The following is a 14,214-nucleotide window of genomic DNA, read 5'->3' as shown; positions in this document are numbered from 1 at the left end:
CGGCCAAGCAAACCCGGGCTGGATTCAGAAGGACAGCATGCCCAGAGTCTTCTGCATGTCTTCCTGCATCTTCTGCAGCTGGGTGAACTGCGTCAGGTAGCGCTTATAGCTCTGGTCGTACTGGGTCTTCAGCCGCAGCTGGCGGCTGTCCAGATCTTTCTGGATGCGGGATTCGGAATCCTTGCGCAGCTTGAGCAGGCCGCTGCTGCCGTTCAGCCATTTGTCCAGGTAGTCGCTGCTTTGCTTGACCACGCCGTTCTTGTTGTCGCCGTTAACGAAACGGTCCAGCGCGTCCGGCTTGTCCTTCAGAGTGTCGTTCAGCTTCTTGCTGTCCAGGCTCAGGGTGCCGTCGCGGTTGGCCTTGATGCCCAGCTGGTTCAAGGTGATGCCGTCGTATTCCTGACGCAGCAGGCCGTTGATGCCGTCTTTCAGGCTGCGGATGCCGGAGTCGCTGGCGAAGGGGCCGCCGGTCTTGCCTTCCTTGCCCGGAGCGGACAGATCGGAGATGGCGCTGGCCAGCTTGTTGTAGCTATCGACGAAGCCTTGCACATTGCCGACGGTGTCGGCCTCGTTGCGCGACACCGACAATTGCAGCGGGGTGTCGCCGGTTTTCATCGCCTTGCTGATGGTCAGGTTGACCCCGTCAATGCTGTCGAAGGTGTTGGACGCCTGCTTCATCTGCACGCCGGTGTCTTTATTGCCCAGCCAGACGATGGCGTCCTGCCCCTTGGTCAGTTCCTTGGGGCTGGCGAGTCCGCTCTTCAGGCCGGCGTCGCTGACCTGGCTCAGGTCCAGCGTGACGACGCCGCTCTCGCCGGTCTTGCCGGAGGACATCACCAGCTGGCTGGCGCCGCCGTTGTTCAACACCATGGCGTTGACCTTGCCGCTGTTGCCGCTGGCGCGGTTGATGGCCAAAGCCAGCTCCGACGGAGACAGGTTGCCGTCGCCGTCGCGGTCCGCGCTGCTGAGGTCCACTTCAAAGCTGTCGCTGCCCTGGCGGATGGTGATCTTGTCGCCGGCCTGGGCCTTGGCGCCGGACAGGCTGCCGAAGGACAGCTGATGGGCGGTGGCCACTTGTTCGATGAACAGCGAGTAGTTGCCGGGCTGGGCGTTGCCCTTGGCGCTGACGCTGCCGAAGCCTTCCTGACTGATGCTGGCGCTCATCGCCACCAGGCTCTTCTTGGTGGTGATGCCGCTCAGCGCGCTGCGGTAGTCTTGCAAGGCCTTTTGCAGCTTGTTCAGCGCGTCGCCGCGCGCCTGCGCCGCCTTGCTCTGATTGTCCAGCTGGTTCTGGGCGTCTTGCAGATACAGGCTGGCGGCGTTCTGGGCCAGCGCCGAGGGCGGGGTCTTGCTGAAATCGATAGCCATTTAGAATCCTTTCGCTGTACGCGGGCCGGAGCGCGGTCGGCGCGCCGAGATGAGATCGCCGGTATTGAGATCGACGCTAATGACTATCCCTTGCGACCGCCGGCCGGCTTTTCTTGAGCCGCCGTGAATAATCACGCTCCGCGCAGCCAGGCTTGCCCGGCCAGTTCGTCGGTTTGCTTCTGTTCTTTCTTCAGCCGCAGGCGCAGCAGGCTTTCCGCCGCCTGGTCGCGCACCTGGACCATCACTTCGCGGCGCAGGCTGGCTTGCAGCAGCGCGCGCTGGCTGACCGCGGCGTCCGCCTCGGCCAGTTGCAGATCCTGCTGCTGCGAGGCCATCAGGTCCAGCAGCGCGCCCTTGTAGTCGGCGCAGTTGCGCGCCAAAGCCGGGTGGCCGGCGTCGGCGCTGGCGCCGCTCTGACCGCAGAGCTCGCCCATGCGCAGGATGTTGCGGCGGTAGCGTTCCTGCAGCTGGCGCTTGCCTTCCACCTCGCTTTGCAAGCGGTCCACGTCCTGCTGCCGCAATTGGACCATCAGGCCCAGGCGGCGCACGTCTTCGGGCTGGCTCATGTCGCGATCATCTCCATCAAACCGTTGCGGCTGTCTTCATAGCTCGCGGCCTCGGCCGCGCCCTGGCGCAAAAAGGCTTCCAGCCTGGGCATCAGCCGCACCGCGCGGTCGGTGTCCGCGTCGGCGCCGGCGACATAGCCGCCCAAGGGGATCAGGCTGCGCACTTCCTGGTAACGGGACCAGGCGCCGCGCGCGCCGCGCGCCGCCTCCGCGTGTTCCGCCGCGGTCAGCTGGCTCATGCAGCGGCTGACCGAGCGGCCGATGTCGATGGCCGGATAATGGCCGCGCTCGGCCAGTTCCCGCGACAGCACGATGTGGCCGTCCAGGATGGCGCGCGCGGTGTCCACCACCGGGTCTTGCTGATCGTCGCCTTCGGCCAGCACGGTGTAGATGGCGCTCATGCTGCCGGCGCCGCCCTCGCCGTTGCCCGCGCTCTCCGCCAGCGAGGGCAGGAGGCCGAACACCGACGGCGGATAACCGCGGGTGGCCGGCGGCTCGCCCAGCGCCAGCGCCACTTCGCGCTGAGCCATCGCGTAGCGGGTCAGCGAATCCACCAGCAGCAGCACATTGCGGCCCTGGTCGCGGAAATGGGCGGCGATGGTGTGGGTCAGTTCGGTGGCCTTCAGCCGCATCAGCGGCGATTCGTCGGCCGGCGCCACCACCAGCACCGCCTTGGCCAGGCCGGCCTCGCCCAGCGAGTGCTCGACGAACTCCCGCACTTCGCGGCCGCGCTCGCCGATCAGCCCCACCACCACCACGTCGGCTTCGGTGTGGCGGGTGATCATGCCCAGCAACACGCTTTTGCCGACGCCGGAACCGGCGAACAGACCGACGCGCTGGCCGCGGCCTATGGTGAGCAGGCTGTTGATCGCGCGCACGCCCACGTCCAGCGGCGCGGACACCGGCTGTTTTTTCAAGGGATTGACTTGCGGCGGGTGGGCGGCCAGCGGCTGTTCGCCGCCAAGACGGCCCAGGCCGTCCAGCGGCTCGCCCAGGCCGTTGACGATGCGGCCCAGCCAGGACGGGCCTATCATCAGGCCGCCGCCGTCGGCGGCGGGCAGCACCCGCGCGCCGGTGGTCAGACCCACCGGCTTCTTGAACGGCATCAGGTAGGAGACTTCGCGCTTGAAGCCCACCACCTGGGCTTGCAGCCAGCCGCCGCCGGTGGTTTCGATCACGCAGCGCTGGCCGGTTTCCAGCGGACAGCCCACGCTTTCCAGCAGCAGGCCGGACGCGCCCACCAGGCGGCCGCTGACGGTGGCCACCGGCACCTCGGGCAGTTCCAGCCGTCCCAACGCCTGGCGCAGCATGGCTTAAGCCTCCGCCTCGGCCGCCGCCGGCTCGTCGGCGTCGTGTTGCAGTTGTTCGCGCACGGTGGCGATGCAGGCCTCCAGCCGCTGCTGACAGCCGGCGTCGGCCTCGGACTCCGGCGTGCGGATCCGGCATTCGCCGTGCGGCAGCTGCGCGTCGGCCACCAGGCGCCAGCGCGCGGCGCGCTCCGGCGCCAGTTCGCGGATGCGCTGGCATTCTTCGGCGTTGAGCAGGATTTCCACCTCGTCCTGCTGGTATTGGCCCGGCGGCAGCGCGGCCAGGGTTTCGTCCACCAGGTCCAGGATCTGCACCGGCTTGAGCGCCAATTCGCAGCGGATGACCTGGCGCGCCACCTTGGCCACCAGTTCCACCACCTCGTCGCGCATCGCCGCCTGGTATTCCTCGCTGACGCGGCGCAGTTCGGCCAGCGCGGCCTCCAGCGGCCGGCCCAGGTCGGCCAACTCGGCCAGGGCTTCGCGGCGCGCCGCCGCCTGCCCTTCCTGGCGGCCCTGCTCCAGGCCCGCGGCGTAGCCGGCCTCGCGGCCGGCGGCTTCCCCGCTGGCCAGGCCTTCGTTGTAACCGGCGTCCATGCCCTGACGGAAGCCGTCGGCGGCGGAGGCCTGGATCTGGGCGGAGTCCTGCGCGTTCAGCGGCAGGTCCAGCGCGCTGTGGATCAGCGGCGGGAAACGGAAGGGGCGCCAGGCCTTCACTCGACCACTTCCTCTGGGAACAGCTGCAGGTCGATTTCGCCGGCCTGGGCCAGCTGTTTGACCTGAGCCATGATGTCGGCGCGCACTTCTTCCACGCGGCTCAGCGGCACCGGGCCGGAGCGGCGCATCATCGCGTCGAAGTTTTGCGCCTGACGGCGCGGCATGGTCTGGACGATGGCCTCGCGCACCGCCGGCTCCGCGCCCTTGAGCGCGATCGCCCATTGCTCCAGCGGAATGTCTTCGCTGATGCGCATCAGCACGGCCTCGGTCTGACGCGACAGGATGAAGAAGTCGTACATGCGGGTTTCGATTTCCTCGACGATGTCCGGATCGTGGGCGCGCAGCAGTTCCATCATGCGCTGGCGGTCGCCCGGCAGGCGGTTGAGGATGTCGGCGGTCTGCTGCATGCCTTCCACCGCGGTGCTCTGGGTGTGCAGGCTTTCCAGACAGCGGTTGACCAGTTCTTCCAGCTCTTCCAGGAGCTCGCGGTCCACGTCCTTGAGCCGGGCCACGTTGACCAGCACGCTGTCGCGGCTGTCCGCCGGCAGCGCGTCCACCACCTGGCCGGCCAAGGCCGGCGGCAGGAAGGCGAGGAACACCGCCTGCATGCGCACGTGTTCGCCGGCGATGCGGTCCGCCAGCCATTGCGGCGACACCCATTGCAGCCGCGCCATCTTGGGACGGATGGCGTCGCCGTAAATGGTGTCCAGCACGCTGTTGGCGATGTCGCTGCCCAGCGCCAGATCCAGCGAGCGCTTGAGGAAGGCGCGGCTGGCGCCGTGCACCCCGCTCTGCTCGCGGTATTCGTCGAAGAATTTCTGAATCGTGGTCTTGACCGCGTCCACCTTGATGCCGCTCATGCCGGACATCGCCTGGGTCACTTGCAGCAGTTCTTCGCGGCTCAGGCAGCGCAGCACGGCGGCGGCGGGCTCCTCGCCCATGCACAGCAAGAGCACGGCGGCCTGCTCGATGGTGTTCATCGCTTCGGCGGCGGGCGCGGCGGCGGCCGGCGGCAGGGCCGGCGCTACGGCGTTATTGGTTTCGTCCATTTTTCTGCACCCATTGTTTGACGACTTCGGCGACGCGTTCCGGCTCTTTGGCGGCCAGGCCCTTCAGATGGTCGACCAAGACGTCGACGCTGGAGCCGGCCGGCGGCAGATCGTAGTTTTCCAGCAGCGGCACCACCGGGCTGGCGCCGGCGCCGGCCGCAGCCAAGGCCGCCGGCTGCGGCGCGGAGGACAGCTGCGCCTGGCGCGCGGCGCGCAGGTCGGCGCCGTCCATCAGCGGATCGGGTTTCAGTTCCAGCGCTTCCGGCTGCTGGTATTCGCGCAGCTGGCGGTCGGTCAGCTGACGCAGCATCTTCAGCAGCGGACGCGCCAGCAGCAGGTAGGCCAGCAGCAGGCCGAAGGCGTAAACGGCCCAGCGCGCGGCTTCGAACCAGGTGTCCTGCTGCATCCAGATCGGCTCCGGCTCGGACAGCGCGGAGAAGTTGAGCGTGGACACCGCCAGGGTGTCGCCGCGCTCGGCGTGTATGCCCAGACCGTTGCGCAGCACCTTGTCGACATTGGCCAGTTCGGCCGGCTTCCAGCCGCCCTTGGCCGGCGCGGCGGCCTGGTTCAGCACCACGGCCACGCTGAGGCGGCGCAGCGTGCCGCGCGCCTTCTTGATCTGGGTGACGCTGCGATCGTAGGCGTATTGGCGGGTGACGGCGTTCTTGCTGTTGCCGGCTTTTTCCGAGGCCGGGCCGGAGGCGTCGGTGTTGACCGGGCGGTTGCTCAGCGAGCCGGGCACGCCCAGCGCCATTTTCTCGGTGGAGGTTTCCTCGCGCGAGGCCTCGTTGGTGACCTTGGGCGCCTCGCCGTATTTCTCGCGGGTTTCCTCGACGCGGTCGTTGTCCACGTCGGCGGTGACGCTGACCTTGAAATTGTCCTTGCCCAGCACCGGGGTCAGCAGATCGCGGACGTTTTGCAGCGCTTCCTCGCGGAAGCGGCGCGCGGCGTCGCTCTCATTGCCGCCCAACACCCCGTCGTCGCTCAGATCCACGCGCGAGGACAGCAGATTGCCGGCCTGGTCCACCAGGGTGACCTGGGACGGCGACAGCGTGGACACGCTACCGGCCACCAGCTTGATCACCGCGGCCACTTGCTCGTTGCTCAGTTGCTGGCCGGGCTTGAGGGTGACCACCACCGAGGCGGAGCCCTTGTCGTTGACGGCGCCGACAAAAGACGTGGCGCGCGGCAGCGACAGATGCACGCGCGCGGCGGACACCGGCTCCAGCGCCAGAATGCTTTGCACCAGCTCGCCCTCCAGGCCGCGGCGGAAGCGCACGTCCTGGACGAACTGGCTGACGCCCAGCGGGTCGTTCTTGTCCAGCAGCTCCAGGCCGGACGGCAGCTGCGCCACCACGCCCTTGGCCGCCAGCTGCATGCGCACGCGGCCCAGCTGGCTGTCCGGCACCAGCACCTGGCCGGTTTGCGGATGGATGCGATAGGGGATTTTCTCGGCGTCCAGCACCGCCATCATGTCGGCGGCCACCACTTTTTCCTGGGCGCCGAACACCGGCTTGTAGCTGGCGTCGTCGCGCCACAGCCACAGGCTGATCATCACGGTGAGGCCGATGGCCAGCGCGACGATGGGCAGCGCCAGGCGCAGAGAGGGTCCGGAAACGGGCCAACGGCCGCCCAGACGGGTTTGCACGGCCGCGACGCCGCTGCGGAAACGATTCAACACGGGCATGGTCCTCGCGGCTTACAGCTGCATCTTGATCAAGTCGTCCACGGCGCCCACCACCTTATTGCGCACTTGCATCAGCATGGAGAACGACAGGCTGGCTTCCTGGCTCATCAGCATGGCGCCGACCAGGTCGTCGCTCTTGCCGCTGTCCACATCGGCCATTTTTTCGGAGGCGGCGCGGTTCTGCGCGTCCACGTCGCGGACGGCGGCGCCCATGGCGTCGGAAAAGCTGGCGGCGGAGGCCGGCTCTTCGCTGTGTTGCGGCGGCGCAATCGGCGCGCCGCGCGCCATCCCGGCCATTTCGCCGAGCATTTGCTTGCGGTCGGCATGAATCATCAAACCCAGGTTGGTCGCCATCGGAAATCCTTGTCGGGCGGTGCCCGTTATTATTGAGTGGCCAATCAAGGCCGGTTTCACGTCTGCGGCCCGCCGCGCGGCGGCGAGCGTATCGAAGCGGCAGCCCCGAGATGAGGACTTGTAACCATGCCATCATCCTGACGCCAGGATACGAGCGGCGATTTTAAACTTTATGCTTAAACCAACAGCCGTGAATTTTCACAAACTCTGACGTGAATTTTCCCCCTTTACCCAACGGCGGCAGCCAGTAAGATGCACACTCCATAAGGTTTAGCCTGCCGTTTGCCTCCGTCCGCGAGCCGCGAATTTAGTACCTTCTAGTACAGTTCGCATCCAGCGCCGCAGAGGGCGGGCCGGCCTTGATGAACACCAGGACGCCGCGGTTTAAGCGCCGCGCCCCTGCCGTCGCCCGCGCGCGCCGGCCGGGCGCGCCGGCGGCGCCAAGCCCACGCCTTCACCGAGAATCGAGATGCCAAGAGCCAGAATCATTTCGCAGCATGACGGCGCCCAATTGCCGGCTCTCGACCTGCGCACGCTGGGACGACCGTTCCATCTGCTGCCCGTCTTCGGCAAAGCCCTGCAAGAAGAGCTGGCGGATTTCCTGCAGCAAGAATTGAACCGCCGCTACCACGCGCGTTTCCACATCCGCGCGCTGGAACAGGCGCAACCGGCCGCCGACGAGCGCCGCTGGCTGTGGCACGCGCTGGACGGCTGCCAGCTGGGCAGCCATATCGAACGACCGCTGCTGCTGCGCTTGCTGGACTACCGCTTCGGCGCGCCGACGGCGCAGCCGGACGCCGACGCCGCCGCGCCGGCGGAGACCGAAACCGAACGCCGGCTGGCGCGCAGCCTGGCGGAACGGCTGCTGCCGCGGCTGCTGCAATGCGTTTTGCGCCTGGACCGCCAGGCCGGCGGCCTGCCGCCCGGCCCGGCCGACTGCGCGCTGCTGCCCTTCGTGCCGCCCGGCACCGGGGTCTGGGAGATCCGCCTGGACATCGGCGACGGCGAGCACGCCGTCGGCGCGCTGCGCCTGCAACTGGACGCCGCCTGCTTCGAACGGCTGCTGAAAAACCTGTCCGGCCGCCGCGACAGCGCCGACGCCCAGGCCGCGCCGGCGGACACCTTCCGCGACCGGCTGCGGGTGCGGCTGCAAGCGCGGCTGCTGGACCGCGAAATGGCGCTGGGCGACATCATGGACCTGCGCCCCGGCAGCGTGCTGCCGGTGACGCTGCAGGCCAGGAGCGAAGTGCTGGTCGGCGCTTCGCGGCTGTTCGACGCCGAAGTGGCCGAGCAGCACGGCAAGCTGTGCCTGACCGGCTTTGTCGCCAGCGAATGACTCTACAAACACAGAACAAGCAAGGATTAGCATGGACTTGAACGACGATTTCGACCTGGGCGGCGTGCTGGACGGCCTGGACGGTCAGAACGACGCGGACGCCAAGCCGGCGGACGACGCCGCGGCGCGCCGGCCGCAACGCGACATGACCCAGTTCCTGCGCAAGATCCCGGTCCGGCTGACGCTGGAAGTGGGCGGCGCCGACATCTCGCTGGCCGATCTGGTCAATATCGAAAACGGCTCGGTGGTGGAGCTGGACAAGCTGGCCGGCGAACCGCTGGACATCAAGGTCAACGGCACCGTGATCGGCCGCGGCGAGGTGGTGGTGGCCGGCGAGAACTACGGCCTGCGGGTGGTGGAGCTGAACGATCTGGAACTGGACAGCCTGGCCTGATGGGACTCTTGAAGAAGCTGCGCCCCCTGCTGCGACCCAGCCTCATCGCTGCGGGGCTTTGGGCGCTGGCCGCCGCCTGTCAGGCCGAGCCGCTGAAGCTGCTGTCGGCCAACGCCGGCGGCACGCCGGTGGATTTCACCATCAAGACTCAGATCCTGATCCTGATGACCTTGCTCGGGCTCTTGCCCGTGCTGGTGCTGATGATGACCAGCTTCACCCGCTTCATCATCGTGCTGTCCCTGCTGCGCCAGGCGCTGGGCCTGCAGCAGGGCCTGCCCAACCGCATCGTCACCGGCGTGTCCTTGATCCTGACCCTGCTGGTGATGCGGCCGGTGGGCCTGGAGGTGTGGAACCACGCGCTGCAGCCCTTCGATCAGGACAAGATCACCATGCAGCAGGCGCTGGAGATCGCGCAGAAGCCGATCAGCCGCTTCATGCTGGCGCAAACCAGCAAGACCGCGCTGGCGCAGATCGCCAGGCTGTCCGGCGAGGAAAAGATCAGCAATCCGCAGGACCACGCCTTTGCGGTCAAGCTGGCCGCCTTCGTGCTGTCGGAGTTGAAGACCGCGTTCCAGATCGGCTGCATGCTGTTCATCCCCTTCCTGGTGATAGACCTGGTGGTGTCCAGCGTGCTGATGGCGATGGGCATGATGATGCTGTCGCCGCTGGTGATTTCGCTGCCGCTCAAGCTGCTGCTGTTCGTGCTGGTGGACGGCTGGTCGCTGACGGTGAACACCCTGGTCACCTCGATACAGGCGTATTGAATTGAGCACAAATTTTTTGCCACGGAAGCACACGGAAGACACGGACAAATTCAGAAAAACACAAAATCCTTTGTCATGGATATCCGCCGTGGCATACGGAAATAGCGCTTTTCGAAGCGCCGAACATAAGGCGTACACAACACAGGCATGGAGTCATTGATTTTGAATTTTCCGTGTGCTTCCGTGGCTAAAAAAGTTTTTTACGCTTCCGCGGCTCATTGATCATCTTGACTAACTAACAGGCGTTTATGCTCACTCCCGACATTGCCGTCGACATCGTCAACGACAGCCTGCGCGTCGTCGTCACCCTGGTGGTGTTGCTGATCCTGCCCAGCCTGATCGTCGGCGTCATCGTCAGCCTGATCCAGGCCGCCACCCAGATCAACGAGCAGACGCTGTCCTTCCTGCCGCGGCTGCTGGTGACCTTGCTCACCATCGCCATCGCCGGCCACTGGATCACCGGCTTCCTGATGGATTTCTGCGTGGCGATGTTCCAGCGCGCCGCCGGTCTGGTCGGATAGCCGTGACCGGCCTCTACGCCCAGCTGCTGGACCTGATCCCGGCCTTCTGGTGGCCGTTCTGCCGGCTGATGGCCGCCTTCAGCGTGGCGCCCTTCATCGGCGAGGGCATGGTGCCGGTGCGGGTGCGCATCGGCCTGGCGCTGGCCTTATCCGCCGCCACGCTGCCGGCCACCCTGCCGCTGCCCAAGCTGGACCTGTTCTCGCTGGCCGGCGTCGCCGCCAGCATCGAGCAGGCGGTGATCGGCCTCGTCTTCGGCCTCGCCTTTCAGCTGGTGCTGGCGGTGCTGGCCGTGCTCGGCTTCCTGGTGTCCTCGCAGATGGCGCTGTCCATGGCGGTGATGAACGACCCCGGCAACGGCAATTCTTCCGATGTGGTGTCCAGCCTGCTCTACCTGCTGGGCGCCATGATCTTCTTCTCGCTGGACGGCCATTTGCTGCTGATCCAGGTGGTTTACGCCAGCTTCCAGGCCTGGCCGGTGGGCGGCGGCGTGCCGGCCGCCTCGCTGTCCATGCTGGCCGGCGGCGTGGCCTGGGTCTTGTCCGCCGCCATGCTGCTGGCGCTGCCGGCGGTGTTCGCCACCTTCGTGGTGCAGGCCGGCGTGGGCATGATCAACCGGGTGGCGCCGTCGCTGAACCTGTTCTCGCTGGGCTTCCCGCTGATTACTCTGTTCGGCCTGGGCACGCTGGGCCTGGTGGCGCGCTTCATCCCCCAGCAATACCTGAACCTGAACGAACAGATGCTGCGCCTGCTGGACGGCATGCTGAGGGCCGGCCATGGCTGAGGGGCGCGGCGGCGACAAAACCGAAAAGGCCACGCCGCACAAGCTGCGGCAGGCGCGCAAGCAAGGCCAGGTGCCGCGCTCGCGCGATCTGGCCGCCGCGCTGGGCCTGTTGTTGGCGCTGAAACTGGCTTTCTGGCTGATGCCGCAGTGGCTGGACGAATTCCGGGAATTGTTCGCGCTGGCCTTCGCCCCGCTCTCCGGCAGCGGCGCGCTGGACAACAGCTGGTCCAAGCTGTTCGCCGGCACCTTGCTGCTGCTGGTCAAGATGGTGCTGCCGCTGGCGGTGATTCCGCTGTGCATGATCGTGGTTTCGCTCTATCCAGGCGGCTGGGTGTTCAGCCTCAACCATCTGCAGCCCAAGCTGGAGCGCTTCAATCCGCTGGCCCACTTCGGCCGCATCGCCTCGGCGCGGCACGCCAGCGAGATCGGCAAATCCATCGCCAAGGCGCTGTTGCTGGGCTGGGTGCTGTACCGGCTGAGCCAGAGCGCGCTGGAAGACTTCTTCGCCTTGCAAGGCGCGCCCTTCGCCACCGCGCTGGCCGGCAGCGCCGAGCTGCTGATCAACGCGCTGCTGACCCTGACCGCGGTGTTCATGCTGTTCGCGCTGATCGACCTGCCGCTGCAAATCCTGCTGTTCATGAAGCAGCAGAAAATGAGCAAGCAGGAAATCAAGGAAGAGTACAAGAGCACCGAGGGCCGGCCGGAGATCAAGCAGCGCATCCGCCAGATCCAGATGCAGATGGCCCAGCGCGGCGTGCGCAAGGCGGTGCCCACCGCCGACGTGGTCATCGTCAACCCCGAGCACTACGCGGTGGCGTTGAAATACGATGAGGAGCGCGCCGAGGCGCCCTTCATCATCGCCAAGGGCCTGGACGAGATGGCGCTCTACATCCGCCAGGTGGCTCAAGAGCATCAGGTGGACATCGTGCCGCTGCCGCCGCTGGCGCGCGCCGTCTACCACACCACCCAGGTCAACCAACAGATTCCCGCGCCGCTGTACCGAGCGGTGGCGCAAGTCCTGACCTATGTCATGCAACTCAAGGCCTTCCGCAACGGATCGCGCCGCAGCCAGCCGCGGCTGCCGGACGATTTGCCGATCCCGCGCGATATGGCCGATCCCAGAACCGCATCATGAACGCTTTCACTCGACTGCTGGCCGACATCGGCCGCCACAAGATCGCCGCCCCGCTGTTTTTGCTGGCCATACTGGCCATGGTGATGCTGCCCTTGCCGCCGATGGCGCTGGACATGCTGTTCACCTTCAACATCGTGCTGGCCATCATCGTCATCCTGGTCAGCGTCTCCGCCAAGCGGCCGCTGGACTTCTCCGCCTTCCCCACCATCATCCTGGCCACCACTCTGCTCAGGCTGTCGCTGAACGTGGCGTCCACCCGGGTGGTGCTGCTGCACGGCCATGAGGGCACCCACGCCGCCGGCCGGGTGATCGAGGCCTTCGGCCAGGTGGTGATAGGCGGCAACTTCGTCGTCGGCATGGTGGTCTTCGTCATCCTGATGATCATCAACTTCATGGTGGTGACCAAGGGCGCGGAACGGATCTCGGAAGTGTCCGCCCGCTTCACCCTGGACGCGCTGCCCGGCAAGCAGATGGCCATCGACGCCGACCTCAACGCCGGCCTGATCAATCAGGAGCAGGCGCAGCAGCGCCGCCGCGACATCGCCACCGAGGCCGATTTCTACGGCGCGATGGACGGCGCGTCCAAGTTCGTGCGCGGCGACGCCATCGCCGGCATCCTGATCCTGATCATCAATCTCTTCGGCGGCGTGGCCATCGGCGCGCTGATGCACGGCCTGTCCGCCGGCGACGCCTTCCGCCAGTACGCGCTGATGACCATAGGCGACGGCCTGGTGGCGCAGATCCCGGCCCTGCTGCTGTCCTCCGCCGCCGCCATCATCGTCACCCGCATCAGCGACGACGGCGACATGCAGGAGCAGGTGGGCAAGCAGATGCTGGCCTCCCCCACCGTGCTGATGAGCGCCGCCGGCATGATGCTGGTGCTGGCCGCCATCCCCGGCATGCCCTGGCCCACCTTCCTGGGCTTCGCGCTGCTGCTGGGCTTCGTCGCCTGGCGGATGCACCGCCGCCAGCAAGTGCTGCCGAACCAGCCGGACCCGGCGCTGGCGAAAAGCGCGCTGGCCGGCGACGCCGACATCGAACTGGAATGGGGCGCCCTGCCCTATGTGGACACCCTGGGCGTCAATCTGGGCTACAAGCTGGTGTCGCTGCTGGACAAGAGCCAGGGCGCGCCGCTGGCCAAGCGCGTGCGCGGCGTGCGCCAGAGCCTGAGCGAGGGCATGGGCGTGCTGATGCCGCAAGTGAACCTGCGCGACGACCTGCGCCTCAAGCCCTCGCAATACGCCATCCTGCTCAGCGGCAACACCGTGGCCGAGGGCGAGGTCTACGCCGACCGCCTGATGGCCATCCCCTCGCCGGAGCTGTACGGCGAAGTGGACGGCATGCCCGGCGTGGACCCGGCCTACGCGATGCCGGTGACCTGGATCCTGCCCGACGACAAGAGCAAGGCCTTGGGCCTGGGCTATCAGGTGGTGGACTGCGCCAGCGTGGTGGCCACCCATCTGAACAAGGTGATGCGCGAGCATCTGGCCGAGCTGTTCCGCCACGACGACGTGGCCGCCATCAACGAGCGGCTGTCGGCGCTGGCGCCCAAGCTCGCCTCCGCGCTGAACCAGGCGCTGCCGGCGCCCTTGCAGCTCAAGGCCTATCGCCAGCTGCTGACCGACAATGTGTCGCTGAAAGACATCGGCCCCATCGCCAACGCCCTGCTGGACGCCAGCGAAAGCAGCAAGGACCCCATCATGCTGGCGGCCGAGGTGCGCTGCGCGCTGAAACGCCAGATCGTGCAATCCATCCTGGGGCCGCGCGGCGAGATGAAGGCCTTCAATCTGTCCGCCGATCTGGAAAACCTGCTGCTGGGCGCGCTGAGCCAGGCGCAGCAAACCGGCAAGCCGCAGCTGGACAGCTTCCCCATCGACCCCAACGTGCTGCAACAGCTGCAGGCCAATATGCCGGTGGTGCGCGACCAGATGAAACAGCTGGGCCACGCGCCCATCCTGCTGGTGATGCCGCAGATCCGCCCGCTGCTGGCGCGCTACGCGCGCTTGTTCGCGCCCGGCCTGCACGTGCTGTCCTACAACGAAGTGCCGGAAACCCGCGAAGTCAGCCTGACCGGCACCCTGGGCTGAGCGCCCACCAAGCGGCGCCGCCCACGATCAACCCCGCCGCGGGCGCGCGTCGCCGCGCCCGCACGCTCTTCGCATGATATGCGAAATTACAACACCCTCTTCCCCAAGCCGTCCGCCTCCGCCCAAGCCGCCATCCGCCCAATAAAATCA

Annotated in this window: 14 protein-coding genes; 7 read left to right on the top strand and 7 right to left on the bottom strand. The window is 66.8% G+C overall.

Annotated features, from left to right (window positions below):
• Window positions 1–24: 24 nt before the first annotated feature.
• The 7 genes from fliD to HQN78_RS01700 form a co-directional block, all read right to left on the bottom strand.
• Window positions 25–1,368 carry a flagellar filament capping protein FliD gene (gene fliD / locus HQN78_RS01730; protein WP_227104205.1) on the bottom strand — a complete coding sequence of 448 codons (1,344 nt, stop codon included), beginning with the start codon at window positions 1,366–1,368 and terminating at the stop codon, window positions 25–27.
• 131 nt (window positions 1,369–1,499) lie between these two features.
• Entirely contained in the window at window positions 1,500–1,934 is a 435-nt protein-coding gene (gene fliJ / locus HQN78_RS01725) for a flagellar export protein FliJ (RefSeq protein ID WP_235087529.1), read from the bottom strand.
• Window positions 1,931–3,244 carry a flagellar protein export ATPase FliI gene (fliI, locus tag HQN78_RS01720; RefSeq protein WP_227104207.1) on the bottom strand — a complete coding sequence of 438 codons (1,314 nt, stop codon included), beginning with the start codon at window positions 3,242–3,244 and terminating at the stop codon, window positions 1,931–1,933. Before fliI ends, fliJ begins: the two co-directional genes overlap by 4 nt.
• A 3-nt stretch (window positions 3,245–3,247) precedes the next feature.
• Complete coding sequence (fliH, locus tag HQN78_RS01715; protein WP_107798661.1) at window positions 3,248–3,955, bottom strand: flagellar assembly protein FliH; 708 nt, start codon at window positions 3,953–3,955, stop codon at window positions 3,248–3,250.
• Window positions 3,952–5,004, bottom strand: coding sequence for a flagellar motor switch protein FliG (locus HQN78_RS01710; RefSeq protein ID WP_048415757.1), 1,053 nt, complete (start codon window positions 5,002–5,004; stop codon window positions 3,952–3,954). Before HQN78_RS01710 ends, fliH begins: the two co-directional genes overlap by 4 nt.
• Complete coding sequence (gene fliF, locus HQN78_RS01705) at window positions 4,988–6,691, bottom strand: flagellar basal-body MS-ring/collar protein FliF (RefSeq protein WP_107798660.1); 1,704 nt, start codon at window positions 6,689–6,691, stop codon at window positions 4,988–4,990. Before fliF ends, HQN78_RS01710 begins: the two co-directional genes overlap by 17 nt.
• 12 nt (window positions 6,692–6,703) lie before the next feature.
• Entirely contained in the window at window positions 6,704–7,045 is a 342-nt protein-coding gene (locus tag HQN78_RS01700) for a flagellar hook-basal body complex protein FliE (protein ID WP_107798659.1), read from the bottom strand.
• Window positions 7,046–7,514: 469 nt separating this feature from the next.
• On the opposite strand from HQN78_RS01700, the gene HQN78_RS01695 reads away from it, so the two are divergent.
• The 7 genes from HQN78_RS01695 to HQN78_RS01665 all read left to right on the top strand — a co-directional run bounded on the left by HQN78_RS01695 (window position 7,515) and on the right by HQN78_RS01665 (window position 14,064).
• Window positions 7,515–8,381: a FliM/FliN family flagellar motor C-terminal domain-containing protein gene (locus HQN78_RS01695; RefSeq protein WP_107798658.1), complete on the top strand. Its 867-nt coding sequence runs from the start codon at window positions 7,515–7,517 to the stop codon at window positions 8,379–8,381.
• A 31-nt stretch (window positions 8,382–8,412) separates the two neighbouring features.
• Complete coding sequence (fliN, locus tag HQN78_RS01690; RefSeq protein ID WP_107798657.1) at window positions 8,413–8,775, top strand: flagellar motor switch protein FliN; 363 nt, start codon at window positions 8,413–8,415, stop codon at window positions 8,773–8,775.
• The gene (fliP, locus tag HQN78_RS01685; protein ID WP_235087527.1) at window positions 8,775–9,539 is read left to right on the top strand and encodes a flagellar type III secretion system pore protein FliP; all 765 of its coding nucleotides are present in this window, start codon (window positions 8,775–8,777) and stop codon (window positions 9,537–9,539) included. The genes fliN and fliP overlap by 1 nt, the downstream gene beginning before the upstream one ends.
• Before the next feature lie 248 nt (window positions 9,540–9,787).
• Window positions 9,788–10,060, top strand: coding sequence for a flagellar biosynthesis protein FliQ (gene fliQ / locus HQN78_RS01680; protein WP_043590304.1), 273 nt, complete (start codon window positions 9,788–9,790; stop codon window positions 10,058–10,060).
• 2 nt (window positions 10,061–10,062) lie between these two features.
• Complete coding sequence (gene fliR, locus HQN78_RS01675; protein WP_227104215.1) at window positions 10,063–10,842, top strand: flagellar biosynthetic protein FliR; 780 nt, start codon at window positions 10,063–10,065, stop codon at window positions 10,840–10,842.
• Window positions 10,835–11,977 (top strand): flagellar type III secretion system protein FlhB, encoded by a 1,143-nt coding sequence (flhB, locus tag HQN78_RS01670; RefSeq protein WP_107798655.1) that lies wholly within the window; start codon window positions 10,835–10,837, stop codon window positions 11,975–11,977. Before fliR ends, flhB begins: the two co-directional genes overlap by 8 nt.
• Window positions 11,974–14,064 (top strand): flagellar biosynthesis protein FlhA, encoded by a 2,091-nt coding sequence (locus tag HQN78_RS01665; RefSeq protein WP_235087524.1) that lies wholly within the window; start codon window positions 11,974–11,976, stop codon window positions 14,062–14,064. The genes flhB and HQN78_RS01665 overlap by 4 nt, the downstream gene beginning before the upstream one ends.
• Window positions 14,065–14,214 lie beyond the last annotated feature (150 nt).

The sequence above is a fragment of the Chromobacterium sp. Beijing genome (assembly GCF_021496765.1).
GTDB lineage: Bacteria > Pseudomonadota > Gammaproteobacteria > Burkholderiales > Chromobacteriaceae > Chromobacterium.
The sequence above is the reverse complement of the archived record's forward strand: the minus strand, read 5'-3'. Positions and strand labels throughout refer to the sequence as shown.

What these genes read in the sequence shown, in the direction of transcription:
- HQN78_RS01695 (WP_107798658.1), top strand. Translation starts at nt 7,515, where the DNA reads ATGCCAAGAGCCAGAATCATTTCGCAGCATGACGGCGCCCAATTGCCG.
- HQN78_RS01710 (WP_048415757.1), bottom strand. Translation starts at nt 5,004, where the DNA reads ATGGACGAAACCAATAACGCCGTAGCGCCGGCCCTGCCGCCGGCCGCC.
- fliD (WP_227104205.1), bottom strand. Translation starts at nt 1,368, where the DNA reads ATGGCTATCGATTTCAGCAAGACCCCGCCCTCGGCGCTGGCCCAGAAC.
- HQN78_RS01665 (WP_235087524.1), top strand. Translation starts at nt 11,974, where the DNA reads ATGAACGCTTTCACTCGACTGCTGGCCGACATCGGCCGCCACAAGATC.
- fliI (WP_227104207.1), bottom strand. Translation starts at nt 3,244, where the DNA reads ATGCTGCGCCAGGCGTTGGGACGGCTGGAACTGCCCGAGGTGCCGGTG.
- flhB (WP_107798655.1), top strand. Translation starts at nt 10,835, where the DNA reads ATGGCTGAGGGGCGCGGCGGCGACAAAACCGAAAAGGCCACGCCGCAC.
- HQN78_RS01700 (WP_107798659.1), bottom strand. Translation starts at nt 7,045, where the DNA reads ATGGCGACCAACCTGGGTTTGATGATTCATGCCGACCGCAAGCAAATG.
- fliP (WP_235087527.1), top strand. Translation starts at nt 8,775, where the DNA reads ATGGGACTCTTGAAGAAGCTGCGCCCCCTGCTGCGACCCAGCCTCATC.
- fliN (WP_107798657.1), top strand. Translation starts at nt 8,413, where the DNA reads ATGGACTTGAACGACGATTTCGACCTGGGCGGCGTGCTGGACGGCCTG.
- fliJ (WP_235087529.1), bottom strand. Translation starts at nt 1,934, where the DNA reads ATGAGCCAGCCCGAAGACGTGCGCCGCCTGGGCCTGATGGTCCAATTG.
- fliF (WP_107798660.1), bottom strand. Translation starts at nt 6,691, where the DNA reads ATGCCCGTGTTGAATCGTTTCCGCAGCGGCGTCGCGGCCGTGCAAACC.
- fliQ (WP_043590304.1), top strand. Translation starts at nt 9,788, where the DNA reads ATGCTCACTCCCGACATTGCCGTCGACATCGTCAACGACAGCCTGCGC.